The sequence below is a fragment of the Ruegeria sp. SAZD011 genome, assembly GCF_059612545.1.
The window spans coordinates 127,362-152,948 of record NZ_JBXWQU010000040.1; the positions used below are offsets into that span (position 1 = coordinate 127,362).

Consider the following 25,587-nt stretch of genomic DNA (forward strand, 5'->3'; position numbering starts at 1 on the left):
CTCCTCAGACGATACGATGCCCCGCCGCGCGCAGGCGACGGGCAAGATGCGCGATATGCTCGGGGCCGACCTCGCAACAGCCGCCGACGATGGTGGCGCCCTGACCGACCCAGCCCATGGCAAAATCGGCATAGGCCTCGGGCGTCAGGTCGACGCGGGCAGAGAGCGCCTCGACCGTGGGGCGGGATTCAAGGAAGGCCTCGGTGATGCGGGTAAAGCCGTTGGCATAGGCGCCGAACGGCAGGCCAATGCCAGCGATGATGTCGAGCGCGGCCGCCATGGCCTCGGGGCGGGAGCAGTTCACCAGCACTGCTTGCGGTTGGTACTGGGCGACGATGGCGGCCAGCTCGCCCACCCCTTCGCCCGAGCGCAGGCGGCTGCCGTCGTCGTCCATCACGGTGACCGACAGCCAGACGGGTTTGGTGCCAAGGGATGCACCCCGGAGCGCGCCCTCTGCCTGGGCAACCGAGGCGGCGGTTTCGATCAGGAACAGGTCGACCCGGTCGTTCATCGCCCGGACGCTGTCGGCATAAAGCGCCGCGGCTTCCGCAGGCGGCGGGCAGATGTCGGGGCGGTAGGAGGCGCCGAGCGGCCCCAGCGCGCCCGCGATGCGGCCCGATCCATGCGCGGCGCGGGCGGTTTCGGCCTGGGCCAGCGCGGTGTCGATGAGCGCCTCGAACTGGTCACCGATCCCGGCCGGTTCCAGCCGGTCGCGCAGCACCGCATAGGTATTGGTGGTGGCGACGGTGGCGCCCGCTTCGAAATAGTCGCGATGCACGGCACCGACGTGATCGGGCGCTTCGAGCATGACCGAGGTGGACCAGAGCGGCGTCGGGCGCTTGCCCGCGCGTTTGACCAGTTCCTGGCCGATGGAGCCATCAAGCAGGGTAATGTCGGTCATGGGTGCTCCTGTGGGGGGATGAGGACGATCTTGCCGGGCAGGCGTTTGGTCATGAATTCGGCCTGCGCCTGGGCGATCTGGTGGAGGGGATAGGTGGCCGTGACCAGCGGGCGGATGGCGCCTGTGTTGATCAGGTCGATGAGGCGGGCAAAGACCGCGCGCGGTTGGTAGGTGGCGCCGTGGATGGTGATGTCGGGCAGGTAGATCTGGCGCAGATCGGCACTGACCATCGGCCCGGCGATGGCGCCCGATACGGCGTAGTGGCCGCCGGGTTTCAGGGCGCGGATCAGGTCGGGCCAGAGCGGGCCGCCGACCACGTCGATCACCCGGTCGAAGCGGGCGGGCGGGGGAGCGTCGTCGCGGCCCAGGATGGTTTTTGCCCCGGCGGCGGTGACGGCATCGGCCTTGGCAGGCGAGGTCATCGCGGTGACGGTTGCGCCCAGATACGCGGCCAGTTGCACGGCGGCCAGCCCCACGCCGCCCGAGGCGCCGGTGATCAGCACCGTGTCACCCTGCCCCACGCCGCAGCGCGCCAGCAGGTTCCAGGCGGTGCCATAGGCACAGGGCATGGCGGCGATTTCGATGTCCGAGAGCGGCGAGGCGGTGACGTCGAAGAGATCAGCCGCCTGAAGCAGGCAATATTCGGCAAAGGCGCCGTCCAGTTCCGAACCTAGCGCCACGAAGCCAAACGGGTTGTCGGGTGTCGGGCGCGGCAGGTTGATCTGGCAGGTGACGCGCTGGCCTATGCTCCAATCACTCACGTCCGCACCCAGCGCAACAATGCGGCCGCAGAGGTCGCCGCCCTGGATGCGGGGGAAGTTGAGCGCCCCGGCCCAGCCGCCCGCCTCGCCCGTCTCGCCGCTGTCGGTAGCGCCAGTCACATCCGAGGAATACCAACCGATCCGCGTGTTGATGTCGGTGTTGTTGACCCCGGCGGCCAGCACCCGAACCAGAACCTGCCCCGGCCCGGGGGCCGGGACGGGGATGTCATCGCACCACGCCAGTGCCTCTGGCCCGCCGTGGCGGGTCAGTTGGACGCCGGACATGGTTGCAGGGATGGTCATGCGCGCAACCGCTCGTTTTCCGGATCCCAGAGCGGTTGATCGGGCTGCACCACGGCGCGGCATTTCTGCCCGTAGATCTCGACCTCCAACTCGGTGCCTGGCACCGCCAGATCGGCGCGCACCATGCCCAGCGCGACGCTGGCGTTGATGCGATAGCCCCAGGCGCCCGAGGTGGTCTCGCCCACGATCTGCCCGTCATGCCAGAGGCAGGACATATAGGGCGCGTCGGCATCTCCGGCCTCGACCAGAAGGGTGACGAAGCTTTTCTTCACGCCACGCTGTTTCTCGGCCAGGATCGCGGCCTTGCCCGGGAAATCCTGCGGCTTGTCGAGCTTGACGAAGCGTTCCAGCCCGCCTTCGAGCATCGAGTAATCAGTCGACAGGTCGCCCTTCCATGCGCGATAGCCTTTTTCGAGGCGCAGCGAGTTCAGCGCCCACATGCCGAAGGGTTTGGCCCCGGCGGCAAGGATCGCGTCGTAGATCGCGGGCATATGTTCGTTGAGCGCGTGCACCTCCCACCCCAGCTCCCCGGCAAAGGAGACCCGGATCAGGAAGGCGGGTTGGCCCGCGACGGTGGCGGCCTGATGCGTCAGCCAGCCTTGCGACAGATCGGCGTCCGACAGCCCGGCGAGGATCTCGCGCGATTTCGGGCCGGTGACGATCAGCGTGTCGCGGGTGGTGGTCACATCCTCGACCGTGACACCGGCGGGCATGGCACCCAGCAGGATATCGCGGTCATGCCATTGCGCGGTGGCCGCCGTGATCATCACGAACTCGTCCTCACCCAGGCGGATACAGGACATTTCGGTCAGGATGCGGCCGCGGCTTTCAGAGATGTAGACGAGGTTCATCCGCCCGACCTTGGGCAGGCCGCCGGTGATCAGGCCGCGCAGCGCCTCGGCGGCACCTGCTCCCTTGACCAGAAAGCGCGAGAAACCGGGCAGGTCAAGCACGCCGCAATGGTCGCGCACGGCCTCGCATTCCTCTTTGATCCGCTGCTCCCACGGGCCGGAGCGGCCCCAGGTGTGGGTGCTTTCCTCGGAGGTGTCATCACCCGGCTGCGCGAACCAGTTGGCGCGTTCCCAGCCGTTATAGACGCCCATGACACCACCCTGCGCCTTGACCCGGTCATGCACCGGCGAGAGTTTCTTGTCGGGCGCTGCGGGCCAACGGTGCCAGGGGAAGTGCATGGCATATTCGTTGCCATAGACCTCCATCCCCTTAGCGACGCAGTAGTCGTGATCGGTGTAATCGGTATAGCGGCGCGGATCGCAGGACCACATGTCCCATTCGGTCTGGCCATCGATGATCCATTCCGCCAGCACCTTGCCCGCGCCGCCGCCCTGGGCGATGCCGAAGGTGAACACGCAGGCCTCGAAGGCGTTCTTCACGCCCGGCATCGGGCCGATCAGCGGCAATCCATCGGGGGCATAGGGGATCGGGCCGTTGATGATGCGGCTGACACCTGCGGTGGCGGTAACGGGCACGCGTTCCATTGCGTCGGCGACGATATCCGCGATCCGGTCGAGATCGTCGGACCAGAGCTGGAAGCTGAAATCGTCGGGCATCGGGTCGCTGTCCACATCCCAATGGGCGCGGCAGTTGGGTTCGTAGGGGCCGATATTGATGCCGTTCTTTTCCTGCCGCAGGTAATAGGACACGTCCACGTCGCGCAAGAGCGGCAGCTTGCGGCCATTCTCCTTGGACCAGGCCTCAAGCTCGGGGATCTGCTCGGTCAGCAGATACTGGTGGCTCATCACCATCATCGGCACGGTACGGCCGCCATAGGGTTTGAACCATTCGCCGACCCGCTGGGCATAGTAGCCGGCGGCATTGACCACATAGTCGCAGGCGATATCGCCCTTATCGGTGTGCACGATCCAGCTGCCATCGGGCTGCTGGGTGACGCCGGTGGCAGGGCAGAAGCGGATGATCTTGGCGCCCATGTCGCGGGCGCCCTTGGCCAGTGCCTGGGTCAACTGGGCCGGGTCGATATCACCATCGGTCGGATCGTAAAGCGCCCCGGCCATGTCATGGGTTTCCAGGAAGGGATAGCGCGCCTTGGCCTCGTCGGGCGTCAGCATCTCCATCTTGATGCCCTGATAGCGGCCCATGGCACAGGCGCGCTCGAACTCCTGCATCCGCTCGCGTGTATGCGCCAGACGGATCGAGCCGGTCTGGTGGTAGTTCATCGGGTAGTCGACTTCCTCGCCCAGACGGGCATAAAGCTCGGTCGAGTACCGCTGCATGTTCATGATCGACCACGAGGTCGAAAAGGTCGGCACGTTGCCAGCCGCATGCCAGGTAGAGCCCGCGGTCAGCTCGTTCTTTTCCAGCAGAACGCAGTCGGTCCAACCCTTCTTGGCCAAGTGATAGAGCGAGGACACCCCCACCACACCGCCGCCGATGATGACCACGCGGGCCTTGTTGGGAAAATCGGACATGTTCACTCCCTAGTCCTTGTGCGGCGCATCGCCCGCGATGTCGTAATAGTCGCCCTTGTCAGCGACAAAGATGTGCTTGGTCAGGCGCAGGTTGGTGGGGCCATCGACAGAGCCCAGCGAAAAGCTGATCGTGTCTTCGTCATTGGCCTTCCAGAACAGGAAAGAGCCGCAACGAGCGCAGAACCCCCGCTTGGCGCTGTCGCTGGCGGCAAACCAGCTGACTGGGCCGGTGATGGTCAGGTCGGCCTCGGGCACAAAGGCCGAGGACCAGATGCCGCCCGATTGCCGCCGGCACTGACCGCAATGGCACATCGAGGCGCCCTGGGGCTCGGCTTCGGTCGCGTAGCGGATATCGCCGCACAGGCAGGAACCTTTGATCATGGCATTCTCCTCAATATACCGGTGGCGCGATCACCCAGACAGCAACGGCGGGTTCATCATGGGGATTGGCCCATTGATAGGGTTCGTGGCGGATACGGAAACTGTCGCCCGGCCCGACCGAGAAGACGCGCCCGCCGATGGTCAGCTCCAGCCGCCCCGACAGCATGTATCCAACCTCTTGCGTGGGTCGGTTCGCCGGGGTCTGCATCCGCGAATGCGGGGCAAAGGTGGAATGCACCATCTCGAAATCGTCGGTCAGATCCGGCGACAGCAGTTCTTCGATCAGCCCCTCCTCACCCGAGCCCATGGGCCGCCGCGCGCCTGCCCGCACCACATAACCCTGTTCGGCGGCCGGGGCGGCGGCATGGGCAAACAGCATCGACATCGGCACGCCCAGGCAACCCGCAATTTGGCGCAGGTCCGAGATCGAGGGTTCGGACATGTCGCGCTCTACCTGACTGAGCCAGCCGACCGAGCGCCCCAGCCGCGCCGCGATCTCGCTCAGCGTCAGGCCACGCGCCTTGCGCAGGGCGCGCAGATCGGCGCCAAGCGTCGCGCTGGACGGGGCTTGCGTATTCACCGGCGCCTCCCAAGCTTCGTGAAAAAACTCCATCTAATTTCATGATGACGCGATTCTCGTGAAATTCTCAACACAAATTTCACGAACCAACAGAACACCGCTTCACTTTGCAGTAAATACTCCGGGGGAGTCGCCGCTTTGCGGCGGCGGGGGCAGCGTCCCCCTTTTCCACCGCCGGTTCTTGCATCTCTAACCGGGCAAACGCTAAGACCCGCCCATGTGGAACGCGATCCTCTATCTCTGGGTCCTCAATGGGCTGACGGTGGCGCTGTTTGCCTGGGACAAGCTCTCGGCGCGCTGGAGCCGGGGCCGGGTGCCCGAGCATCTGCTGCTCTGGCTGTCCGCCCTTGGCGGCAGCCCGGCGGCGCTGTTGTCGCGGTGGCTGTTTCGGCACAAGACCCGCAAGCAGCCTTTTGGCCGCTGGCTGTGGTCCATCGTGCTGTTTCAGATCACCGCCCTGGTGATCCTACTGGGCAAAGACCTGCTCTAGGATCGCGCCCAGCGCGGTGGCGTCTTCTTCGGTGAAAGCATCCGGCAGGTCGCTGTCGATATCGAACACCGCAATCAGCGCGCCAGTCCCGTCAAACACCGGCAACACCAGTTCCGACCGGGTGGAAGAGGCGCAGGCGATATGGCCGGGAAAGGCATCCACATCCGGCACCAGTTGCACCTGACCGGTCCGCGCCGCGGCCCCGCAGACGCCCTTGTCAAACGGGATTCGCAAACAGCCGTGACCGCCCTGATAGGGGCCGATCTTGAGCACACCGGGCTCGGTCACCCGGTAGAAACCGGTCCAGTTGAAGCGGTCATCCGCATGATGCACCTCGCAGGTGACCGTCGCCATCAGCGCCACCGGATCGGTCTCGCCCTCGGTCAGGGCGGCAATGGTCTTGGCGAGGGTGGTGTAGTCAACGGTCATGGCGGCTCTGCGCTGGGTCTGGCGTGAAACAAGCCTATCGCGCGGACAGGGAGCAAAGACAAGAGACGGGTCAGCCCAGAAGGCGGCACATATGCGTGACCGCTGCCGCCCCGCGGGCACGGCACGCAGCCTCTGATGGTACGGGCAGGCGCCCGATCACCCGGCGGATCTGCTGGTCGCCCACCAGCAGATCGAGGTAAAGGCCCGCCGCTGCCCCGGCATCGTAGAAGTGAAACAGGCCCTCGGCCCGCGCGGCCTTCAGCACCTGCACGATCAGCGGCATCACGCTGTCGCGGCCCGATTGGGCGATCAGCGCGCCCAACTCGCCACTCGGATCGGCGGCGGCGGCACGGTTCAGCGCCACCGCCCGGTCACCCAGCAAGAGCATCAGCAGGCGCGGCCCCAGCGCGGCTAGGGTATCACGGGGCGGGCGGGCGGCGGCCAGATCGGCCTCAAGCTGCGCGCGCACCTCGGCGGCGTTTCGAATGACCAGCGCCCGGAACAGGCCCTGCTTGTCGCCATACCAGCTGTAGAGCGTCTCGTTCGAGGCGCGCGCAAGCCGCGCGATCCCCTGCATTGAGGTGCCCGCATAGCCTTTTTGTTCGAGCAGCGCATAGGCCGCTTCCTCGATCTGCTGTTGGCGGTCGGCGCGGCTGTCATCCTTCATCGGGTTTCCTTTCGCTTGACGTCAACCGTAATCATCATTACGGATACAAGCAACCGTAATCGCAATTACGCTTTTCGATGACACCGATTCAGGAGAATGACATGACCCAGACCGACCGCCCCAGCCTTGCCGCGCTTGTGGTGCTGATCCTGTTGCAGCTGATCATGCTGTCCGCACTCTACGCCGGAGTGCCCCCGCACCCACCCATCGCGACGCCGCTTTTCGGCATCGGGCCGTTCATAGGTGCTTCGGTCTCGGCGGCGATTGCGGCGATTGTGCTGGGAGAGAGCCGCGCCGGGCGCCTGCTGACCCTTATTGCAACGCTCGCCGCGCTGGTCTCGTTCGGGCCGCAGAAATACGTCGACCCGCAGTTCCCGCTGATCTGGCCCGCCGTGATCACCGCGCAGCTGGCCGCGATCACGGTGCTGGTGCGCCTGTTCCCTGCGCTGTCGCGGCAAGGGGCCTGAACTGATGGAGCTGATGCTTGTCGGTTTCGTCCTGACCGCCTTGGCCGCCATCGCCACCCCCGGGCCGACCGTCTTGCTGGCGTTGGGCAACGGAGCGCGGGGCGGCATGCGTGGCGCGGTGCCGGGGATCATGGGCGCGGCCCTATCGGACATCCTGTTGATCACGGCGGCGGCGCTGGGCCTGGGGGCGGTGCTGAGCGCCTCGGCCCTGCTGTTCGGGTTGGTGAAATGGGCGGGCGTGGCCTATCTCGCCTATCTCGGGTTCCGGCTGATACGAGGGGCGACGCATCCCGGTACGATAGAGAGCGCCCCGCAGGAGCGCGCCACGACGGTCTTTCGCCGCAGCTTTCTGGTCGCAGTCACCAACCCCAAGGGCTATCTGTTCTTTGCCGCCCTCTTGCCGCAGTTCATCGACCCCACCCAGCCTGCGGCCCGGCAATATCTGGTGTTGGCCGCGCTCTTCGTGGCGACGGACCTGATGGTGATGAGCCTCTATGCAGCTGTTGGCGCCTGTTCACAGCGCCGGGGAGGGCGCATGGTAGGGCTGTGGCTGGGCCGGTTCTGTGGGCTGGCGATGATCGGGGTTGCCGGGTCGCTGGCCTTGATGCGCCGCGCCGAGGTCTGAGGAACGCGCCGGATCGCTCCGGCGCGCCATTTTTTCAAAGGGTCAGACCCGCTCGATGGCGATGGCGGTGCCTTCGCCGCCACCGATGCAGATCGCGGCAACGCCGCGTTTCAGCCCGCGCTTTTCCAACGCGTTGAGCAGCGTCACCATGATCCGCGCGCCCGAAGCGCCGATCGGATGGCCCAGCGCGCAGGCACCGCCATTGACGTTCACCTTGTCGCGGGACAGGCCCATTTCATGCATGAAGGCCATCGGCACCACGGCAAAGGCCTCGTTCACCTCCCACAGGTCCACATCCTCGACGCTCCAACCGATATTGGCGAGCAGCTTTTTAGCGGCTGGAACCGGGGCGGTGGTGAACCAGCCCGGCGCCTGGGCATGGCTGGCGTGGCCTAGGATGCGGGCGCGCACGGTCAGGCCCCGGGCAGCTGCGGCCTCGGCCGAGGCCAGCACCAGAGCGGCGGCACCGTCCGAGATCGACGAGGCATTGGCCGCGGTCACGGTGCCATCCTTTCGGAAGGCGGGTTTCAGCGTCGGGATCTTGTCGGGCCGGGCGCTTTTGGGTTGTTCGTCAGCATCGGTCACCACCTCGCCCTTGCGGGTCTTGACGGTGACGGCGGCAATCTCGCCGTCAAAGGCGCCCGAGGCCTGCGCGTCGAGCGCGTTTTGCAGCGAGCGCAGCGCATAGTCGTCCTGCGCCTCGCGGGTGAACTGGTAATGCTCGGCGCAATCCTCGGCAAAGGTGCCCATCAGGCGGCCCTTGTCATAGGCGTCCTCCAACCCGTCGAGGAACATGTGGTCGATCACCTGTCCATGGCCGATACGGGCGCCGCCGCGCATCTTGGGCAAGAGGTAGGGGGCATTCGACATGCTCTCCATCCCGCCCGCGATCATGGTGTCGGTATGGCCCAGCGCGATCTGGTCAAAGGCGATCATCGCCGCCTTCATGCCCGAGCCGCACATCTTGTTGAGCGTGGTGGCGGGCACCTCTTCGCCCAGGCCGCCGGCAAAGCCCGCCTGGCGCGCGGGGGCCTGACCCTGACCGGCGGGCAGGACGCAACCCATCAGCACCTCGTCCACGGTGGCGGCCCCTGCCCCGGCCAGCGCGGCGCGAATCGCGGCGCCGCCCAGTTCGGCGGCGCTGACGCCGTCATACATGCCCTGGAACCCGCCCATCGGTGTGCGCGCGGCACCGGCGATGACAACTTCTTTCATCCTGTCCTCCTGAGGAAAGCTCTGCGCCTGAATACCGAATGGTAAGAATTGCCGTCTACCCTCGTGCGGCGAAAAGTAGCCACCCGAGGAGTGGGAGTATGAGTCTGACCAGCACCGTGGCCGGTGACACAAGGGTGATCACCGTGAATGTAGAACGAATAGACGCCGCCATGGCGATCCAGTTCAAGGAAGACATGCGCAGCGAAACCGAAGCGGGACCCGATCGCGTGATTCTCGACCTGTCGCAGGTCACGTTCATCGATTCGAGCGGGCTGGGCGCGATTGTCGCTTCGATGAAGCAACTCGGCGGCAACCGACGGCTGGACCTCGCCGGGCTTACCCCGGTCGTGGACAAGGTGTTTCGCCTGACCCGCATGGATACCGTGTTCAATCTGTTCGCAACGCTCGACGACGCGCTTGCGGTACACCCGAATTAACCCGCCGGGGAGGCTGGCACCGTGCAATTCAACGCGGATCGGCAAGGGTTTGCCCTGAATTTCCGAGCCACCGAAATGGAGGCGCGAGAGGGGATTCGCGCGGTTGCGACCCAGCTGCGCCAGCGCGGCCTGTCCGAGGACCGGGCCGGGGATGTGGAAATCGCGCTGGCCGAAGCGATCAACAATGTGGTCGAACATGCCTATGCCGACATCGAACCGGGTCAGGTCCGCATCCGGTGCCAGATACGCAACGACAAACTGCTGATCCGCATTTCGGACCAGGGCCGCCCGCTACCCGACGGACAGTTGCCCAAGGGTGAGCCCGCCAGTGTCGAGACCGACTTTGCCGATCTGCCCGAAGGGGGCTTTGGCTGGTTTCTGATCCGCCAATTGGTCAGCGAGATTCGATATGAACGACGCAAGAACAGCAATCTGCTGTCCCTGCGGTTCGACCTCCCGCAGATTTCGTGAACAAACTCTGGCGCGACACAATCTTGCCTCATTGACTCCGAACTCATGCCGCAATGGCAGGTCAGAAACGAACCTGTAGCTGCATATGGCTTCCCTCGGCGTTGCGCGTTACAGCCCCCACCCAGTGCGCGGCGCCGAGGACTACCCTTCCCCAGGACATTGCCGGTTTCTCTGCCCGTCGCGCCCGTTCATGCGGAACAACGGTTTGATTTCCTGTGCTCGCCGCCTAGTGTCGCGATAACACGAGGGAGACACCGCAATGCGCGATTTTCACATGCCGGGACGATCTCAGGTTTTCGCCACCGAGGGAATGTGCGCCACATCCCACCCGCTGGCCGCCCAGGTGGCGGTCGATCTGCTCAGACGGGGTGGCAATGCGATGGATGCGGCATTGGCGGCGGGTCTTGTGCTGGGCATCTGCGAACCACAGATGACCGGCATCGGCGGCGACTGTTTCGTGCTGTATACCCGACCCGGAGAGGACCGCATCCGCGCCCTGAATGGCTCGGGTCGCGCTGCGGCCGGGGCCAATGCCGCTGCCTTGCGGGATCAGGGACTGGATCGGGTACCGCTTCGCAGTCCCCATGCGGTCACCATCCCGGGCGCCATCGACGCCTTCTGCCATCTGGCCGAAACCGAGGGCAAGCTGGGCCTCGACACCCTGTTGCGGCCCGCCATCGAATATGCCGAACGCGGCGTTCCCGTGGCCCCCCGCGTGGCCTTCGACTGGGCACGGGACGCAGGCACCCTGCAGGGCGCGGCCCGCAAACACTATCTGCTGGACGGGCGCGCGCCGGTGACAGGCCAGATCTTTGCCGCCCCCGGCCAGGCAGAGGTCCTGCGCCGCATCGCCCGCCACGGGCGCGACGGGTTCTATTCCGGCGAGGTGGCCGAGGACATGCTTGCGGCACTGAACGCCCTGGGTGGTCCGCACCGGGCCGAGGATTTCTCAGCCACAACCTGCACCCCGACCGAACCCGTTTCCGGCCCCTACAAATCGGCCGAACTGGTCGAGCATCCGCCCAACGGCCAAGGCGCCACGGCGATCCTGCTGCTCAACATCCTGTCGCATTTCGACATCGCAGCGATGGACCCGCTGGGCGCCGACCGCATCCATATCGAGGCAGAGGCCGCCAAGTTGGCTTATGACGCTCGCAACCGGTTTCTGGCCGACCCCGACCACACCACGGGCCTTGCACACATGCTGTCCCCGGACACCGCGGCCAGGCTGGCGGCGCTGGTCGACCCGGACCGCGCCATGGCTTCTGCCGCGCCGCTGACCGAGGCCGTGCACAAGGACACGATCTATATCACCGTGGTGGACCGCGACCGTATGGCGGTGTCGCTGATCTATTCCATCTTTCACGGTTTCGGGTCTGGCATTGCCTCCGAGAAATTCGGGATTCTGCTGCAAAATCGTGGGGCGGGTTTCACGCTGGAGCCGGGGCACCCGAACGAGATGGCCGGCGGCAAGCGCCCCATGCACACCATCATTCCGGGCATGCTGCGCGAGGGGGCAGATATCCTGACCCCGTTCGGCGTGATGGGTGGTGCCTTTCAACCGTCAGGTCATGCGCGCTTCGTCTCGAACCTGGTCGACTTCGGAATGGACCTGCAAACCGCCATGGATACGCCCCGCGCCTTTGCCGATGCGGGCGAGTTGAAGCTGGAACGCGGATACGCAGCGGCGGTGCGCCAGGCGCTGGCCGACAAGGGGCACAAGATCGTGACACCCGAGGTGCCGCTGGGCGGCGCGCAGGCTATTCGCATCCGCCCCGACGGCGTGCTGGAGGCCGCAAGCGACCCGCGCAAGGATGGCTGCGCGCTGGGGTATTGACCCCCGCGCGCACAGCCCCAATCGGACAGGCCGTCAATTTAACTGGAAGTGTAACGGATAGGTTCCGTCCTGAAACGGTCCGAACATGTCTGGAATGTCCGGGTGGTCCACCGGCTCGCCGGAATAATCGGCGATCAGGTTCTGCTCGGACACATAAGCCACATAGTAGCTTTGGTCGTTCTCGGCGAGCAGATGGTAGAACGGTTGATTTTTCAGCGGCCGGCTATCTTCGGGGATAGCCTGGTACCACTCTTCGGTGTTGGCAAATTGCGGATCCACATCGAAAACGACACCCCGGAACGGGTGTTTCCGATGACGGACCACTTGCCCCAAATGATATTTGGCGTGTGATTTCATCATTGTCATTTCAGCCCCTGGTGCAATTAGTACCGTCAACCGCCGCCCGGTGTCCAACAATTGATCGAAAATTAAGGGAAACAGTCTGTGAACCTTGCCGTGACAGTGCTTGAAATCGTTGCCCCCGTCTTTCTGCTCGCCGCGGTCGGGTTTGGCTGGGTGCGGCTTGGCTTCGAGTACCGGCTGCAATTCGTCACCCGGTTGGGCACCATGCTTGCGGTGCCCTGCCTGATCTTCGTCGCGCTGATGAAGACAGACATACCGGGTGGGGATCTCAGCCGCTTCACGCTGGCCTCGGCGCTGGCGATTCTGGTGCTGACCGTGGTGTTCGGACTTATCGTGCGGGCCAGCGGGCTGGACCGGCGTACCTATCTGCCGCCGCTTCTGTTCGGCAATACCGGCAATCTTGGCCTGCCGCTGTGCATGTTCGCCTTTGGAGTCGAGGGGTTGAGTTATGCGGTGGTGTTCTTTTCGCTCAGCGCGCTCTGGTCGTTTTCCTATGGCATCCACGTCGTCGCGGGACAGGGATCGCTGTCCAAGGTCGCGCGCGAGCCGATGGTCTGGGCAACCCTGCTCGGGGCGCTGTTCCTCACCCAGGGCTGGCAGACCCCGCGCTTTCTGACCAACGCGCTGGAACTGATCGGACAGATGGCGGTGCCGCTGATGCTGATTACGCTGGGTGTGGCGATTGCCCGCCTGTCGATCCGACGGATCGGACAGGCGGTGGGACTGTCGATACTGAAACTGGCGGTCTGTTTCCCGATCGGCTGGCTTGTCGCGCAAGGCTTTGGCCTAAGCGGCCCGGCACTTGGGGTACTGGTGGTTCAGATGTCGGTCCCCGCAGCGGTTTCGGCCTATCTGCTGGCCGAACGATTCGGCGCCGATGCCGAGGCGGTGGCCGGGATGGTGATGGTCTCGACCCTGCTGGCGGTCGGCGCCTTGCCTCTGGTTCTGGCCGCAGTTCTCTAGCGAATGTGATTCCATCATTTCGCAGAATGCGTTAAACTGCCCAAAAAAAGGCAAGAGGCAGATGAGCAGATCTCTTTGCGCGCTGGTTGCGGTGCTGTTGATGGTATCGTGCAGCGGTGGGTCGAAAAACCCGCCGCGCAATCTTGATGATGCTTGCAGTATTGCGGGCGAGCGCCCCGAATACATCAAGGCGTTCAAGCAGACGGAACGCAAATGGGGCGTGCCCGTGCATGTCCAGATGTCGACCATTTATTACGAAAGCCGTTATCGTTCCGACGCGCGCACGCCGCACCAGTTCGTGCTAGGCGTGATTCCGGTGGGTCGGCAAAGCAGCGCTTTCGGCTATAGCCAGGCGCTGGACGGAACCTGGGACCAGTATCGCAAGGAAACCGGGCGGCGCGGCGCCAAACGCGACCGGATCAAGGACGCCTCGGATTTCATCGGCTGGTACATGAACAAGACGCGCGAGAAAAACGGCATTTCGCTTGGCGATGCGCGCAACCAGTATTTGGCTTATCACGAGGGGCATGCAGGATATGCCCGTGGCAGCCATAACGGAAAATCCTGGTTGCTGCGTACTGCCGATGATGTAGCGGCACGGGCAAACATGTATCAGCGGCAGCTTTCAAGCTGCCGCCGCTATCGGAATTGACTCTGGATTCCGGGGGCCTGCTCAGCGGTTGACCGAGACGCCCGGCTGACCGTCGATGAACAGGTTCTGATTCAGGCTGTTACCCTTGGTCAGTTGCCCGAGGATCACAGTGGTGCGCGACCCGGCGCCATCATGGACCACCCATTTGCGCAATTCGACCGGATCGCCGGTAAAGCTGAGGTCGATACGCCCGTAGTCGGGGTTCTCTGGGTCCTGCGCGGTGACCACGGTGGCGGTGCCGTCAAAGGCGTGCCCCACCACCATATTGGCGCGGTCCAGATCCACCGTCCGCGCCAGAACGATCGACAAGGGCGTGCGGTTCAGCGGGTATTGCTCGGGCGGCTGGTTCGACTTGGGGTCGTGGATGATCACGGTGCCGCCCTTGGCCAGCACCACCGAGCGGTCGGGCGGATCGTATTCGAACCGCATCCGGCCGGGCCGTTGCAGCCACAGTTTGCCGGTACTCAGCGAGCCGTCGTCGTTGATCTGGGTGAACGTGGTCTGAACGGTTTTCAGGCCGTTCAGATAGGTCGATATTTCGGCCAAGGGCAGCTTGTCCGCCGCCCAGGCCGCCGGCGCGACCAGGGTCAGCGCAAGTGCGAGTGCAATCCGTTTCATGTCACCCCAGATAAGCATTCGCCCGGCGCCGGAAAAGATCACCCCTGCTCCGGCACCAGGATTTCGCGTTTGCCCACATGATTTGCCGAAGAAACAACGCCTTCGTCCTCCATCTGCTCGACCAGCCGGGCGGCCTTGTTATAGCCGATGGCGAGTTTCCGCTGAATGTAGGAGGTCGAACATTTGCGGTCCTTGATGACGATGGCCACCGCCTGATCATACAGCGCATCCTCGCCATCGGTGTTGCCGCCGGTGTTCAGCCCGAGCACCGCGTCGATATTGTCGGCCTTGTCATCGTCCGGGCCTTCGACCACGCCACCGATATAGTCGGGCGGGCCGAACTGTTTCAGGTGGTTGACGATCTCCTCGACCTCTTCGTCGCTGACAAAGGGGCCGTGGCAGCGTGTGATCTTGGCCCCGCCCGCCATGTAAAGCATGTCGCCCTGGCCCAAGAGCTGTTCGGCGCCCATCTCGCCCAGGATGGTGCGGCTGTCGATCTTTGACGTCACCTGGAAGCTGATCCGGGTGGGGAAGTTGGCCTTGATGGTGCCGGTGATCACATCGACCGAGGGGCGCTGGGTGGCCATGATCAGGTGAATACCCGATGCACGCGCCATTTGGGCCAAACGCTGGATACAGGCCTCGATCTCCTTGCCCGCGACCATCATCAGGTCGGCCATCTCGTCGACGATAACCACGATATAGGGCAGCGGGATGGGCTGGAATTCCTCGGTCTCGAACACGGGTTCGCCGGTCTCGTCGTCAAAGCCGGTCTGCACCGTGCGGCTGAACATCTCGCCCTTGGCCAGTGCCTCGCGGACACGGCCGTTGAATCCCTCGATGTTGCGGACGCCCATCTTGGACATCTTGCGATAGCGGTCCTCCATCTCGCCCACCACCCATTTCAGGGCAACGACGGCCTTTTTCGGGTCGGTCACCACCGGAGAGAGGAGATGCGGAATGCCGTCATAAACCGAGAGTTCCAGCATCTTGGGATCGATCATGATCAGCCGGCATTCGGCGGGCGTCAGCTTGTAGAGCAGGCTGAGGATCATGGTGTTGATCGCCACCGATTTACCCGAACCGGTGGTGCCCGCGATCAGCAGGTGGGGCATCTTGGCAAGGTTGGCCACGACCGAGTCGCCACCGATATCCTTGCCCAGCGCCAGCGGCAGGCTCATGTTGCTGTCGCCGAAATCGCGGCTGGCGAGGATTTCGCGCAGCACCACCTTTTCGCGGTGCTCGTTGGGCAGTTCGATACCGATGACCGAGCGGCCCGGCACGGTCGAGACCCGAGCCGAAAGTGCCGACATCGAACGCGCGATATCGTCGGCCAGACCGATCACGCGGCTGGCCTTGAGGCCCGGCGCCGGTTCCAGCTCGTACATGGTGACAACGGGACCGGGGCGGACCGAGACGATCTCGCCCTTCACCCCGTAGTCGTCCAGCACGTTTTCCAGCATACGCGCGTTTTCCTCCAGCGCCTCGTCGCTGAGGTGATGGCGCTGGATGCTGGTGGGGCTGGCCAGAAGGTTCAAGGGCGGCAGTTCAAAGGCGACGGCGGGTTCTTCAAAGGCAAGCGTCGGCTGCGCCTCGGCCTGCGCGCGGCGCGAGGGGACCGGGTTGCGCCGCACCGGCTGCGCCACGACCGGCTTGCGTGGTTGTGCTGCCGGAATATTGGCCATCGGTTGCGGTTGCACGGTCCTGGCGGTCGCTTGCGGGGGTGCATCGTTCGCGAGCGGCTGTCCGGCTTCGAAACTGTCCACGGGTTCCCAATCCTGGTCGAACTCTTCCGAGGTCAGGTGTTCAAAGTCCGAGGCCCGGACCATGTCAGGGACCTCCGAAAGCGGGGTGGACAGCGGCGCGGCACTCGGCGCCGGAGCGCGCAACTCGGGCGTTGCCGGGGTCTTGACCGGCGCAAACACCGGCGCTGCCTGCGGGGCCTGAGGGGCAGTCACCGGGGGCTCGGCCGGCAGTTCCCCCCGGCGACGGGTGTCCAGCAACAGCGGATCGGGGCCGCGCCCGCGCCCCTTGGTCAGCGGGCGCTGCGGGTCGGGCGGCGGCGCAACCACGCCAGCGGCCTCCTTGCGGCTGCGCACGGCGGCAGCGATCTTGGACTGGATACGCTCGGTCCCCGGCATCTTGTCATAACCCTGCACCGGTTCGGGCTCGACCAGCTCCGGCTGCGGCATCGGTTCGGGTCGACGGATCAGCCCCGGCACCCGCGCCAGCAGGCTGGGCTTGGATTGCGGCGCCGGTTCGGGGACCGCCTCTTCCTCTACCAAGGTCTCGGCATAGGCGGCCTCTTCGGCAAACCTGGCCTCTTCGGCGGCCAGCCGCGCCGCCTCGCGCCGTTCGGCCCTCAGCGCCTGACGCGCCCGTGCCGCCGCGACCCCGGCCGATGCGCCACGACCCAGCAGCGTCATCAAGCCGCCGTAGACAATGATCGCCCCCACCATCGCGTGACGCAAGCCGCGCCGCATCTCGGGCCAGGTGAACCCCAGTACAAAGGCCGCCATCGCCAGCATGACCACAGCCATCGCCAGCGAGGTCAACTTGACCATCAGATGCGACCCCAGCGGAACCAGCGTCAGCAGCGCCCCCATCACGGTGTCGCCAAACAGACCGCCCAGTCCGAAACTGTGCGTCGCGCGCCAGGTCTCGCCCGGAACAAGAGTGGCGGCATAGACAGAAACGACCGCGATCCAGATCGGCATGAAGACCAACCGGCCCATCGCCCGATCCTCGCCCGAATGCAGGGCAAAGCGCAGGCCCCAGGCGACCAGCACCAGCGGAATGCCCCAGGCGCCGCCACCGACAATCATGAACAGCGGCGCAGCGATCGACGCGCCAATCCGCCCGGTCCAGTTCTGCACCGGCGCATCGGTCGATACCATCCAGTTGGGGTCGTCGGGCGTATAGGTGCCCACCATCGCCGCAGCAAGCAGGCCCAGCACGATCAGCGCCAGCCCCAGCAACTCTTTCCCGCGCCGCTCGATGGCGGCCTGCATGTTGCTGTCCAGAAGCGGATCGCGATTGCGTGCGTGATATGATGCCATGCTACCCTCGAACCTCAGCGATAGATGCAGTCGCGAAGGGCGATCAGCCCGCGCTGCAAGTCTTGTTTTGGAGCCACCATCGCGACCCTGATATATGTCTCTCCGGGGTTCTGCCCCGGTTTTCCCTGTGCCAGATAGGCGCCGGGCAGCACCCGGACGCCGGTTTCGCGCCATGCCTTGAGCGATGCTGCCTCGCCATCATCGACGGGCAACCAGAGAAAGAAGCCAGCCTCGGGCGGCTGATAGCCCTGCACCCCGGCAAAGACCTGATCGGCTAGCGCGTATTTCTCCTGATAAAGCGCGCGATTTTCGGCGACATGCGCCTCGTCCGCCCAGACCCGCGCGGCGGCTGCCTGCAACGGCCCCGGCAGTGGCGCTCCGGAATAGTTGCGCAACTGCTTGACATGTTTCAGCGTTTCCGGCCCACCCGCGATCAGGCCCGAGCGCAGGCCCGCCAGGTTCGAACGTTTCGAGAGCGAGTTGAACAGCACCACCCGTTCGGGATCGGCACCCATCTCTTGGGCGACGGTCAGCGCGCCCGTGGGCGCCGTGTCACGGTAGATCTCGGAGTAACACTCGTCGGCGAAAATGCGGAAATCGTATTGTTCGGCCAGTCCGATCAACTCGGCCCAATATGCGCGGCTGGCCACTGCGCCCTGCGGGTTGGCCGGAGAGCAGATATAGGCCACGGCAGTGCGGTTCAGCACCTCGGCGGGCAGGCTGGCATAGTCGGGCAGATGGCCGGTGGCGGCGGTGGCGGGCACGAAATGCGGCTCGGCGCCCACTGAAATCGCGGCAACCATATAGACCTGATAGAACGGGTTCGGACACAGCACGATGGGTCGCTGTCCGTTCTTCTGTTCGGGGCAGAGCGCCATGGCGGCGTTGTAGAGACCCTCGCGCGTGCCATTCAGCGCCATCACGTTTTTCTCGGGGTCGAGCGTCACGCCATAGCGGCGCGCGATCCAGTCCGTGATCGCACCGCGCAGCTCGGGTGAGCCCTCGTTCGGCGGATAACTTTGGAACAGATGGGCATTCTCGACGATCACTTCGGTAACCCAGGCCGGGAAATCGTGCTTGGGCTCTCCGATGGTCATATGCACGACTTCGCCGCCCGCCGGATGGTGGTCGAGCAACGCACGCAGGCGCGGGAATGCATAGGCCGGTAGGTTCGAAAACCGCTCGGGGAAGTTCATCTGGTCTGCCTCGTGTCGGGATCGTCAACGCCCCGTTTGCAAACCAAAGTACAGACGATCCCCGCGTGCGTCCAGACAAAGCGTTGCCTGCGCAGGGAATTGTGGCATTCAGGTCAGCGCCTGCTCTGCCGCCGCACCTACGCGCAACAGCGCCTCTTCGCCGTCCGGGCGCCCCAGCATCATCAGACCGCAGGCTGGCGTACCGGTGGGCAGGCTCAACCCGCTGAGGCCCATCAGGTTGCCAATGCGGGTGTTGCGCAGCGCAAGCAGGTTTTCGGAGACGTAATAGTCGTGGTCGCTGAGCAGCTGGTCACGGTCGGGCGGCAGGATCGGCGCGGTGGGCATCAGCACCGCATCGAACCCGGCAACCGCGCCATCCCAGGCCGCGCGGCAGGTTTCCAGCCGCGCCCAGGCGGCCACGTAATCGGGGCCGGAGAAACCAGCACCGGCGCGGAACCGTTCCAGGATCTGGTCATACATGGCACTGGGATTGGCCTCGATCACGTCACGCCACAGGCCATAGGCCTCGGCGGCATAGAGAACACCCGACAGGGCCATCGCATCAAGCAGTTCCGGCACATCGAGGGGCACGATCTCGGCCCCTGCGGCGGACAGACGCGTCAGCGCGGACTCGAACCCCGCGCCCGGCGCCTCACGCAGATCATCCAGCGCCACGGTTTGCAACACGGCCAGACGGCACCCTTTGAGCGATACGCCCCGCAGGTCAGCGGCGCGCCCCCCCTCCAGCAGAGCCAGCGCCTCGGCCGCATCCTCGACCGAGCGGGCCAGCGGGCCGACCGTGTCGAATTTCAGGCAGAGCGGCACCACCCCTTCGAGGCTGAGCCGCCCCGACGTGGTCTTGAGCCCGACCAGATCGTGCCATGCCGAGGGGATGCGGACAGACCCGCCGGTATCCGAGCCGATGCCACAGGCGGCAAGACCGAACGAGACCGAGGCCGCCGCCCCCGAGGACGACCCGCCCGGCACCCAGGCCGGATCATGCGGGTTGGGCGGGGTTGCGGTCACCGGGTTGAGGCCAAGACCGGAAAAGGCCAGCTCGCTCATATGGGTCTTGCCCAGGCAGACGGCGCCCGCAGCGGTGGCATTGCGCAGCACCAGGGCGTCCGCCTCGGGCACGCGTCCCGCGAGCAGGGCCGAGCCGGATTCGGTGGCCACGCCCGCGCTGTCGAACAGGTCCTTCCAGCTGAGCGGTACACCATCGAACAGCGACCGGCGCAGGCCCAGCCTAGCGCGTTCGGCGGCGGCGCGCGCCTCGGCCCGCGCACGGTCGGCGGTGACGCGGGCATAGATGCGGTCGCGGTCTGGATGGGCATCGATAGCGTCCAGATAGCATTCGGTCAGTTCGACAGGGTCGATCTTCCCCGCCGCGATGCCGCGCCCCAGATCGCTTGCCGTCATCGTCAGCCAATCGCTCATCTTACCCTCCCGCTTGCTTTTGCCGCGACGGTAGCGACAGGACTGCGCATGGACAATCCCGAACCGGCGCGCATATTGCGACTCATGGAACACAGAGCCGATATCGCAATCGTGGGTGGCGGGCTGAACGGTCCGGTGCTGGCCCTGGCGCTGGCCCAGAGCGGGCAAAGCGTCACCCTGGTGGATGCCCTGCCCGACCCGCTGAGCACCGACGCCGCATTCGATGGCCGCGCCTATGCGCTGGCGCTGGCCTCGCAACGGCTGCTGGCCGCTGTGGGCGTCTGGGATCATGTGGCGGGTAACGCCCAACCGATGCTGGAAATCAAGGTCAGCGACGGCCATGCCGGCTCAGGCCCCTCCCCCTTCTTCCTGCATTTCGACCATGCCGAGATCGAAGAAGGGCCAATGGGCTATATGGTCGAGGACCGCTATCTGCGGCGCGCGCTGCTGGCCGCGATGGAGGCGGCACCGGGCATCACCCGGCTGAACGGCACCGCCGTTACCACGCAACAAACCGATGCCACCGGCGTTACGCTGACCTTGGCGGATGGCTCGCAGTTGCGTGCCGGGTTGGTGGTGGGCTGTGACGGACGCAAGAGCGGCACCGCCGCGCGCGCGGGCATCAAGCGGACCGGCTGGGACTATGGCCAGACCGCGCTGGTCTGCGCCATTGCACACGAATTGCCCCATCATGGCATCGCGCATCAGTTCTTCATGCCGCCGGGGCCGCTGGCGATCCTGCCGCTGCCCGGCAATCGCAGCTCGATCGTCTGGAGCGAGCGGACCGAGGCCGCCGCCCGCATCAATGCCCTGCCCGAGGCGGAATACCTGGAAATCCTGCGCCCCCGGTTCGGCGATTTCCTGGGCGAGATCCGGCTGGAGGGTGCCCGTTTCACCTATCCGCTGAACCTGACCGTGGCCAATGCCTTTGTCGACGAACGGTTGGCGCTGGTGGGAGATGCCGCGCATGGCATGCATCCTATTGCCGGTCAGGGGCTGAACGCGGGCCTGCGCGACGTGGGCGCGCTGGCCGAGGTTCTGATTTTGGCCGCTCGCCGGGGCGAGGATATCGGCTCGGTATCCGTATTGGACCGTTATCAGCAATGGCGCCGGTTCGACACGGCGACGCTGGCACTGGCGACCGATGCCTTCAACCGGCTGTTTTCAAACGACAACCCGATCCTGCGGCTGGGGCGCGATGTCGGCATGGGCGTATTGGGCGCCTTCCCCGGCCTGCGGCGTGGCTTCGTGCGCGAGGCTGCCGGGCTGACCGGTGACCTGCCGAAACTGATGCAGGGCCGCGCGATCTGAGCGCGGTCTTCCGGCCTGTCAGGCGTCCGCGCCTCAGTCGCTGCCTTCGCGCTGTGCCCGATAGCGCTGCACCCAGTCCCGGCTTTCTGCGCCAGAGAGTTTGGCAACCGCCGGGGTCAGGCCCTGCGCCCGGTCCCGGTCCTGGCCCAGATGCGCAAGAATGGCCGAGACCACCTTGATCGGACTTTCTGCAAGGTCTTCGTAGTCGATGCTCAGCGGCGTGATGCCCTGAGCGGCGAACCATTTGGTCCAGTCCGCTTCATAAGCTTCAAGCGCGCGCACTTGGGTGTCTATCGCGGCGAAATCGTAGACCGGGTCGCGATGGGGGGCGAGGCGTTCAACCTCGCTGCCATCGGGCGCGATATGCCAGAGGCCCGATTGCTCGGCCCGCACCCGCGACACCGCTTGCGCCACCTTGTCCCGGCGGCGCAGATGCAGATAGCGGGTTGGTCCGAATGCCGCCTCGATCAGGGCGGTATCGCCGGGCAATCCGGGATAGAGATGGTCGAGCATGTCCAGCATGTCGCCCAGATTCTCGCGCATCAGGCGCAGCCCGAATACCGGCGTCCCGCTTCGCCCCTCGACCAGCGCCGCATCCAGATACGCACGTTCAAATCCGGCAGCGCCCGGGCGCAGCGTCTCGGGCAGGCCCCAATCCTGGGCCCACCAATCAACGGATTGTGTGCGAAAGAAGGAATCGGGGGATCCGGCCACGCCGGTGGCCGCCAGATAGCCGCAAAGGAGGGTGCTGCCGCTGCGCGGGGTCCCGCAGAGGATATAGGCCGCAGGCCGTTCAGTCATCCAGCGGGCGCGCCTCGTCCACCAGCATCACCGGGATCCCGTTGCGGATCGGAAAGGCCAGCTTGGCCCCCTTCGAGATCAGTTCCTGCGCCTCGGCATCGTATTCCAGCGTGGCATGGGTGAGCGGGCAGACCAGCGCCTCGAGCATGCGGCGGTCAAAGGCGGCGGCGGTTTCACTCATTGCAGGGGGTCCTTGCCGCTGTTGCCGCAGAGGGCGAATTCGATCAGGGTGACCAGCGTCTCGCGCCGGGTCTTGAGGCAGGGCGCTTCGAGCAGGGCCTGTTTGTCCTCGGGCGTGAAATCCAGCAGCATCGACAGCGAATTGACCAGCAGCTCATCATCGGCCTGGGTCAGGCTGTCCCAGTCGGTGCACATGTCGCGCGCCTCGAAGAACCGTTGCAGCAGGCGCAGGAAGTCATCGCGATCGAACCGGGGATCGGGCGCGCAGGAAGAAGCCAGATCGTGATCGAAGCTTTTCCAGCAGACGGTGCAGCGGCGATAGGGTGCAAACCCGTCGACCTCGGACTTGATCCGAAAGCGCGACACACCGGTCAGGGTGATCATGTACCGCCCATCCTCGGTTTCCGAGAACTGGGTGACTCGCCCGGCACAACCGATCTGATGCAGCTTGCCGCCATCCTGACGACAGGGATTGGGCTGTACCATACCGATCAGCCGCTGCGGCGTGCGCAGCGCATCATCCAGCATCTGAAGGTAACGCGGTTCGAACACATGCAGCGGCAGCCGAGACCGGGGCAGCAGCAGCGCTCCGGGCAGCGGAAAAACCGCCAACGTGTCGGGAAGGTCAGCGGATTGCATCATGCTTTCAACTGTAGCTCTATCGCGCGATTAGGCAAATATCATCGAGCTGAGTTTGCGACGGCCATTGAGCACGATCGGATCGTTGGGCTTGAGCGCATCGAAGATGGTGAAAAGCTGCGCCTTGGCGGCGCCCTCGTTCCACTCGCGGTCACGGCGGAAAAGGTCGAGCAACTCGGTAACCGCCTCTTCGGTCCGGCCAGCGGCATGCAAAGCCTGGGCCAGATCAAACCTGGCCTGATGGTTGTTCGGATCGGCCTCGACCGCGGCGGCAAGTTCGGCGACCGGACCGGCGTTCGACGCCTGACGCGCCAGTTCCAGCTGGGCATGGGCGGCTTCCAGCTCGGGCTTGGTCGAGATCGCGGCGGGTGCGCCGTTCAAAATGGCTTCGGCCTGGTTCAGATCGCCCAGCGCGATATGGGCACGCACCAGCCCGCCATAGGCGGCGGCATGGTCGGGCTCTTCGCCGAGGATCGCGGCAAAGGTTTCTGCCGCATCGGCAGCGGCGCCCTGCTCCAGCATCTCCTCGGCGGCAGCGACCGCCTCGTCCAACTGGGCGCCGGGCGCCTCGCCACCGGCGGCGGCGACAACCCGGTCGATGAAGCCCTTGATTTCGGACGCGGGCAACGCCCCCTGGAACCCGTCGACCGGCTGGCCTTGGTAAAAGGCATAGACGGTCGGGATCGACTGGATCCGCATCTGGCCTGCGATCATCTGGTTTTCATCGACATTGACCTTGACCATCTTCACCGCGCCCTTGGCGGCGGTCACGGCGGCCTCGAGCGCGGGGCCAAGCGTCTTGCAGGGGCCGCACCAGGGCGCCCAGAAATCGACGATCACCGGAACCGTCTGGCTGGCCTCGACCACGTCGGCCATGAAGGTGGCTTCGCTTGTGTCCTTGATCAGATCGGCGGCAGGGGCGGCGTTTTGTCCAAGTTCAAGCATATCGGGCGTCCTTACGGAATGAGTTGGCACATATATGGAGCGAGGAAGAGCCGGGAGCAACCCGTCACCCCTTGTCTTTGCTGATATGCAATCGAAAGGTCTGCGCCCCGAAAACGGCGCCCGCCAAAGCGGTAGAGGCAATCATGTTCAGGCCGGGAACCAAAGACAACAGCCCCGAAACCGCCGAAATCAAACCGATCTTGTAGAGGCCACCATAGGTGCCCTGTTCCTTGTCCAGAAAGGTGATGCATCTGTCGGTCAGCTGCGCCAGATGGACCAGCCGCTCCTTCAGGCCCCGGGCCTCTTTCTCACTCAACGGGCGCGCGTGATCCTCGGGCAGCTCATCGCGCAGGGCGATCAGTTCGGCCTTCATCACCTCCAGAAACCCGGCCTTGGCATCATATTCGGCCTTGGCCACTTCCTCGTTAGGGATCGGGATCAGCCTGTGCACCGCCTGTTCCTGCTGGACCAGCACCATGAGGTGTTCGAGGCGGGAGGAGAATTCAGGGCGGTTGGCCCGAAACTGGTTGCGGATCTGTGAGACAGAGACGGCATTTGCGGCCAATGTGATTGACTGGGGTGCTGCGGTGGGCGCGCTGGGTTTGACGGTATCGGGTGGCTCCCAATCTTCCAGATAGTCGAACAGGGTCTGGGCGCGGGTCTTGTGATCTTCGATCTTTGCAATCCGCGCGATCTCAGGGTCCTGTTGCGCCGCCGTGCAGTTGGTGAAGGTGAGGCCGCTTAATTCGGGGTCGGTAACAAGGCGCGTCAGCCGCCGCAACGGTCGCAGATCATGGAGTTGCGTGTTGTCCAGCGTCAGCGTGGTCAGCCGGGTCAGGGTGGCAAGCGGGGCAATATCCGAGACTTGCGTGTTGTAAAGCGACAGCGTGGTCAACCGGGTCAGGGTGGCAAGCGGGGCGATATCCGATACTTGCGTGTTGTCCAGCGACAGCTCGGTCAGCTGGGTCAGGACCGAAAGGGGCGTGATATCCAATACTCGCGTGTTGATCAGCGACAGTGTGGTCAGCCGAGTCAGGGCGGCAAGCGGGGCGATGTCCGATACTTGCGTTATGTTCAGCCACAGCCCGGTCAACCGGGTCAGGGCGGCAAGGGGCACGATGTCCGATACTTGCGTTCTGTTTAGCCACAGCTCGGTCAGTTGGGTCAGGGCGGCAAGCGGGGAGATATCCGAGACTTGCGTGCTGTCCAGGTATAGAGCGCGCAGTTCCGTCAGCTCTGCGATCGACGGCGGCAACCGATCGAGGGCGCGGGTCTCTTGCCGGTCAAGGTCGAGGGAGCGAGTCCCCGTCCCCTCCCTCTTCGCCTCGTCAATCAGCCGTTCCGCAGCGGCATAGGCTTTGTCGGCGTCACTCATTACTCTCACCTCTGGTTGAGGTCAGCGTAAGGTGGCCGGG

27 protein-coding genes are annotated in these 25,587 nt (G+C 64.9%); 9 read left to right on the forward strand and 18 right to left on the reverse strand.

Going from position 1 to position 25,587, the window contains the following annotated elements:
• Positions 1-4 precede the first annotated feature (4 nt).
• The 5 genes from AC2FLM_RS20040 to AC2FLM_RS20060 are packed head-to-tail and all read right to left on the reverse strand — an operon-like array spanning position 5 to position 5,403.
• The gene (locus tag AC2FLM_RS20040; protein WP_496859660.1) at positions 5-901 is read right to left on the reverse strand and encodes a homocysteine S-methyltransferase family protein; all 897 of its coding nucleotides are present in this window, start codon (positions 899-901) and stop codon (positions 5-7) included.
• The gene (locus tag AC2FLM_RS20045) at positions 898-1,965 is read right to left on the reverse strand and encodes an alcohol dehydrogenase family protein (RefSeq protein WP_496859661.1); all 1,068 of its coding nucleotides are present in this window, start codon (positions 1,963-1,965) and stop codon (positions 898-900) included. The genes AC2FLM_RS20040 and AC2FLM_RS20045 overlap by 4 nt, the downstream gene beginning before the upstream one ends.
• On the reverse strand, positions 1,962-4,409 hold the full coding sequence (locus AC2FLM_RS20050; protein ID WP_496859663.1) for a GcvT family protein: 2,448 nt from the start codon (positions 4,407-4,409) through the stop codon (positions 1,962-1,964). Before AC2FLM_RS20050 ends, AC2FLM_RS20045 begins: the two co-directional genes overlap by 4 nt.
• 9 nt (positions 4,410-4,418) lie before the next feature.
• Positions 4,419-4,790 carry a GFA family protein gene (locus AC2FLM_RS20055; RefSeq protein ID WP_496859664.1) on the reverse strand — a complete coding sequence of 124 codons (372 nt, stop codon included), beginning with the start codon at positions 4,788-4,790 and terminating at the stop codon, positions 4,419-4,421.
• Positions 4,791-4,800: 10 nt separating this feature from the next.
• Positions 4,801-5,403 carry a helix-turn-helix domain-containing protein gene (locus tag AC2FLM_RS20060; protein WP_496859666.1) on the reverse strand — a complete coding sequence of 201 codons (603 nt, stop codon included), beginning with the start codon at positions 5,401-5,403 and terminating at the stop codon, positions 4,801-4,803.
• Positions 5,404-5,587: 184 nt separating this feature from the next.
• Between AC2FLM_RS20060 and AC2FLM_RS20065 the strand changes: the two genes are divergently transcribed.
• Positions 5,588-5,860, forward strand: coding sequence for a DUF1294 domain-containing protein (locus AC2FLM_RS20065; RefSeq protein WP_234167542.1), 273 nt, complete (start codon positions 5,588-5,590; stop codon positions 5,858-5,860).
• Here AC2FLM_RS20065 and AC2FLM_RS20070 read toward each other — a convergent pair.
• Together AC2FLM_RS20070 and AC2FLM_RS20075 are read right to left on the reverse strand one after the other, a co-directional pair.
• Positions 5,837-6,289 (reverse strand): GAF domain-containing protein, encoded by a 453-nt coding sequence (locus AC2FLM_RS20070; protein WP_496859667.1) that lies wholly within the window; start codon positions 6,287-6,289, stop codon positions 5,837-5,839. The two genes, AC2FLM_RS20065 and AC2FLM_RS20070, sit on opposite strands and share 24 nt — an antisense overlap.
• Positions 6,290-6,359: 70 nt before the next feature.
• Entirely contained in the window at positions 6,360-6,956 is a 597-nt protein-coding gene (locus AC2FLM_RS20075; protein WP_496859668.1) for a TetR/AcrR family transcriptional regulator, read from the reverse strand.
• Between the two features lie 101 nt (positions 6,957-7,057).
• Between AC2FLM_RS20075 and AC2FLM_RS20080 the strand changes: the two genes are divergently transcribed.
• Both AC2FLM_RS20080 and AC2FLM_RS20085 read left to right on the forward strand, forming a co-directional pair.
• Positions 7,058-7,423, forward strand: coding sequence for a hypothetical protein (locus AC2FLM_RS20080; protein ID WP_496859669.1), 366 nt, complete (start codon positions 7,058-7,060; stop codon positions 7,421-7,423).
• A gap of 4 nt (positions 7,424-7,427) precedes the next feature.
• The gene (locus tag AC2FLM_RS20085; protein WP_496859670.1) at positions 7,428-8,048 is read left to right on the forward strand and encodes a LysE family translocator; all 621 of its coding nucleotides are present in this window, start codon (positions 7,428-7,430) and stop codon (positions 8,046-8,048) included.
• A gap of 42 nt (positions 8,049-8,090) precedes the next feature.
• Here AC2FLM_RS20085 and AC2FLM_RS20090 read toward each other — a convergent pair whose 3' ends face one another.
• Positions 8,091-9,263, reverse strand: coding sequence for an acetyl-CoA C-acyltransferase (locus tag AC2FLM_RS20090; protein WP_496859671.1), 1,173 nt, complete (start codon positions 9,261-9,263; stop codon positions 8,091-8,093).
• Between the two features lie 98 nt (positions 9,264-9,361).
• Here AC2FLM_RS20090 and AC2FLM_RS20095 point away from each other — a divergent pair, with 98 nt between their 5' ends.
• From AC2FLM_RS20095 to AC2FLM_RS20105, 3 genes are all read left to right on the forward strand, one after another.
• On the forward strand, positions 9,362-9,700 hold the full coding sequence (locus tag AC2FLM_RS20095) for an STAS domain-containing protein (protein ID WP_234144402.1): 339 nt from the start codon (positions 9,362-9,364) through the stop codon (positions 9,698-9,700).
• Positions 9,701-9,721: 21 nt separating this feature from the next.
• Positions 9,722-10,171: an ATP-binding protein gene (locus AC2FLM_RS20100; protein WP_234144403.1), complete on the forward strand. Its 450-nt coding sequence runs from the start codon at positions 9,722-9,724 to the stop codon at positions 10,169-10,171.
• A gap of 259 nt (positions 10,172-10,430) precedes the next feature.
• On the forward strand, positions 10,431-12,008 hold the full coding sequence (locus AC2FLM_RS20105) for a gamma-glutamyltransferase family protein (RefSeq protein ID WP_496859672.1): 1,578 nt from the start codon (positions 10,431-10,433) through the stop codon (positions 12,006-12,008).
• A 33-nt stretch (positions 12,009-12,041) separates the two neighbouring features.
• On the opposite strand, the gene hspQ is transcribed toward AC2FLM_RS20105, so the two are convergent.
• Positions 12,042-12,368: a heat shock protein HspQ gene (gene hspQ / locus AC2FLM_RS20110; protein ID WP_234144660.1), complete on the reverse strand. Its 327-nt coding sequence runs from the start codon at positions 12,366-12,368 to the stop codon at positions 12,042-12,044.
• Positions 12,369-12,452: 84 nt separating this feature from the next.
• Here hspQ and AC2FLM_RS20115 point away from each other — a divergent pair, with 84 nt between their 5' ends.
• Positions 12,453-13,334: an AEC family transporter gene (locus tag AC2FLM_RS20115; protein ID WP_234182628.1), complete on the forward strand. Its 882-nt coding sequence runs from the start codon at positions 12,453-12,455 to the stop codon at positions 13,332-13,334.
• Positions 13,335-13,395: 61 nt separating this feature from the next.
• Complete coding sequence (locus AC2FLM_RS20120) at positions 13,396-13,986, forward strand: transglycosylase SLT domain-containing protein (protein ID WP_234138436.1); 591 nt, start codon at positions 13,396-13,398, stop codon at positions 13,984-13,986.
• A gap of 21 nt (positions 13,987-14,007) precedes the next feature.
• Here the strand turns inward: AC2FLM_RS20120 and AC2FLM_RS20125 are convergent, their stop codons facing one another.
• The 4 genes from AC2FLM_RS20125 to AC2FLM_RS20140 all read right to left on the reverse strand — a co-directional run bounded on the left by AC2FLM_RS20125 (position 14,008) and on the right by AC2FLM_RS20140 (position 20,296).
• A complete protein-coding gene (locus tag AC2FLM_RS20125) occupies positions 14,008-14,604 on the reverse strand; it encodes a LolA family protein (protein ID WP_234220232.1) in 597 nt (198 codons plus the stop codon).
• 38 nt (positions 14,605-14,642) lie between these two features.
• Positions 14,643-17,663 carry a DNA translocase FtsK gene (locus AC2FLM_RS20130; RefSeq protein WP_496859674.1) on the reverse strand — a complete coding sequence of 1,007 codons (3,021 nt, stop codon included), beginning with the start codon at positions 17,661-17,663 and terminating at the stop codon, positions 14,643-14,645.
• A gap of 14 nt (positions 17,664-17,677) precedes the next feature.
• Positions 17,678-18,859, reverse strand: a complete 1,182-nt coding sequence (locus AC2FLM_RS20135; protein WP_234144409.1) for an aminotransferase class I/II-fold pyridoxal phosphate-dependent enzyme — start codon at positions 18,857-18,859, stop codon at positions 17,678-17,680.
• Positions 18,860-18,967: 108 nt separating this feature from the next.
• Positions 18,968-20,296: an amidase gene (locus tag AC2FLM_RS20140; RefSeq protein WP_496859675.1), complete on the reverse strand. Its 1,329-nt coding sequence runs from the start codon at positions 20,294-20,296 to the stop codon at positions 18,968-18,970.
• Between the two features lie 48 nt (positions 20,297-20,344).
• Between AC2FLM_RS20140 and AC2FLM_RS20145 the strand changes: the two genes are divergently transcribed.
• A complete protein-coding gene (locus AC2FLM_RS20145; RefSeq protein WP_496859677.1) occupies positions 20,345-21,607 on the forward strand; it encodes an FAD-dependent monooxygenase in 1,263 nt (420 codons plus the stop codon).
• A gap of 33 nt (positions 21,608-21,640) precedes the next feature.
• On the opposite strand, the gene AC2FLM_RS20150 is transcribed toward AC2FLM_RS20145, so the two are convergent.
• The 5 genes from AC2FLM_RS20150 to AC2FLM_RS20170 form a co-directional block, all read right to left on the reverse strand.
• Complete coding sequence (locus AC2FLM_RS20150; RefSeq protein WP_496859678.1) at positions 21,641-22,408, reverse strand: Stf0 sulfotransferase family protein; 768 nt, start codon at positions 22,406-22,408, stop codon at positions 21,641-21,643.
• The gene (locus AC2FLM_RS20155) at positions 22,401-22,589 is read right to left on the reverse strand and encodes a Trm112 family protein (RefSeq protein ID WP_234220237.1); all 189 of its coding nucleotides are present in this window, start codon (positions 22,587-22,589) and stop codon (positions 22,401-22,403) included. Before AC2FLM_RS20155 ends, AC2FLM_RS20150 begins: the two co-directional genes overlap by 8 nt.
• Entirely contained in the window at positions 22,586-23,230 is a 645-nt protein-coding gene (locus AC2FLM_RS20160) for an LON peptidase substrate-binding domain-containing protein (RefSeq protein ID WP_496859679.1), read from the reverse strand. Before AC2FLM_RS20160 ends, AC2FLM_RS20155 begins: the two co-directional genes overlap by 4 nt.
• A gap of 27 nt (positions 23,231-23,257) precedes the next feature.
• Positions 23,258-24,172 carry a thioredoxin gene (gene trxA, locus AC2FLM_RS20165; protein ID WP_496859681.1) on the reverse strand — a complete coding sequence of 305 codons (915 nt, stop codon included), beginning with the start codon at positions 24,170-24,172 and terminating at the stop codon, positions 23,258-23,260.
• Positions 24,173-24,236: 64 nt separating this feature from the next.
• On the reverse strand, positions 24,237-25,547 hold the full coding sequence (locus AC2FLM_RS20170; protein ID WP_496859683.1) for a leucine-rich repeat domain-containing protein: 1,311 nt from the start codon (positions 25,545-25,547) through the stop codon (positions 24,237-24,239).
• Positions 25,548-25,587 lie beyond the last annotated feature (40 nt).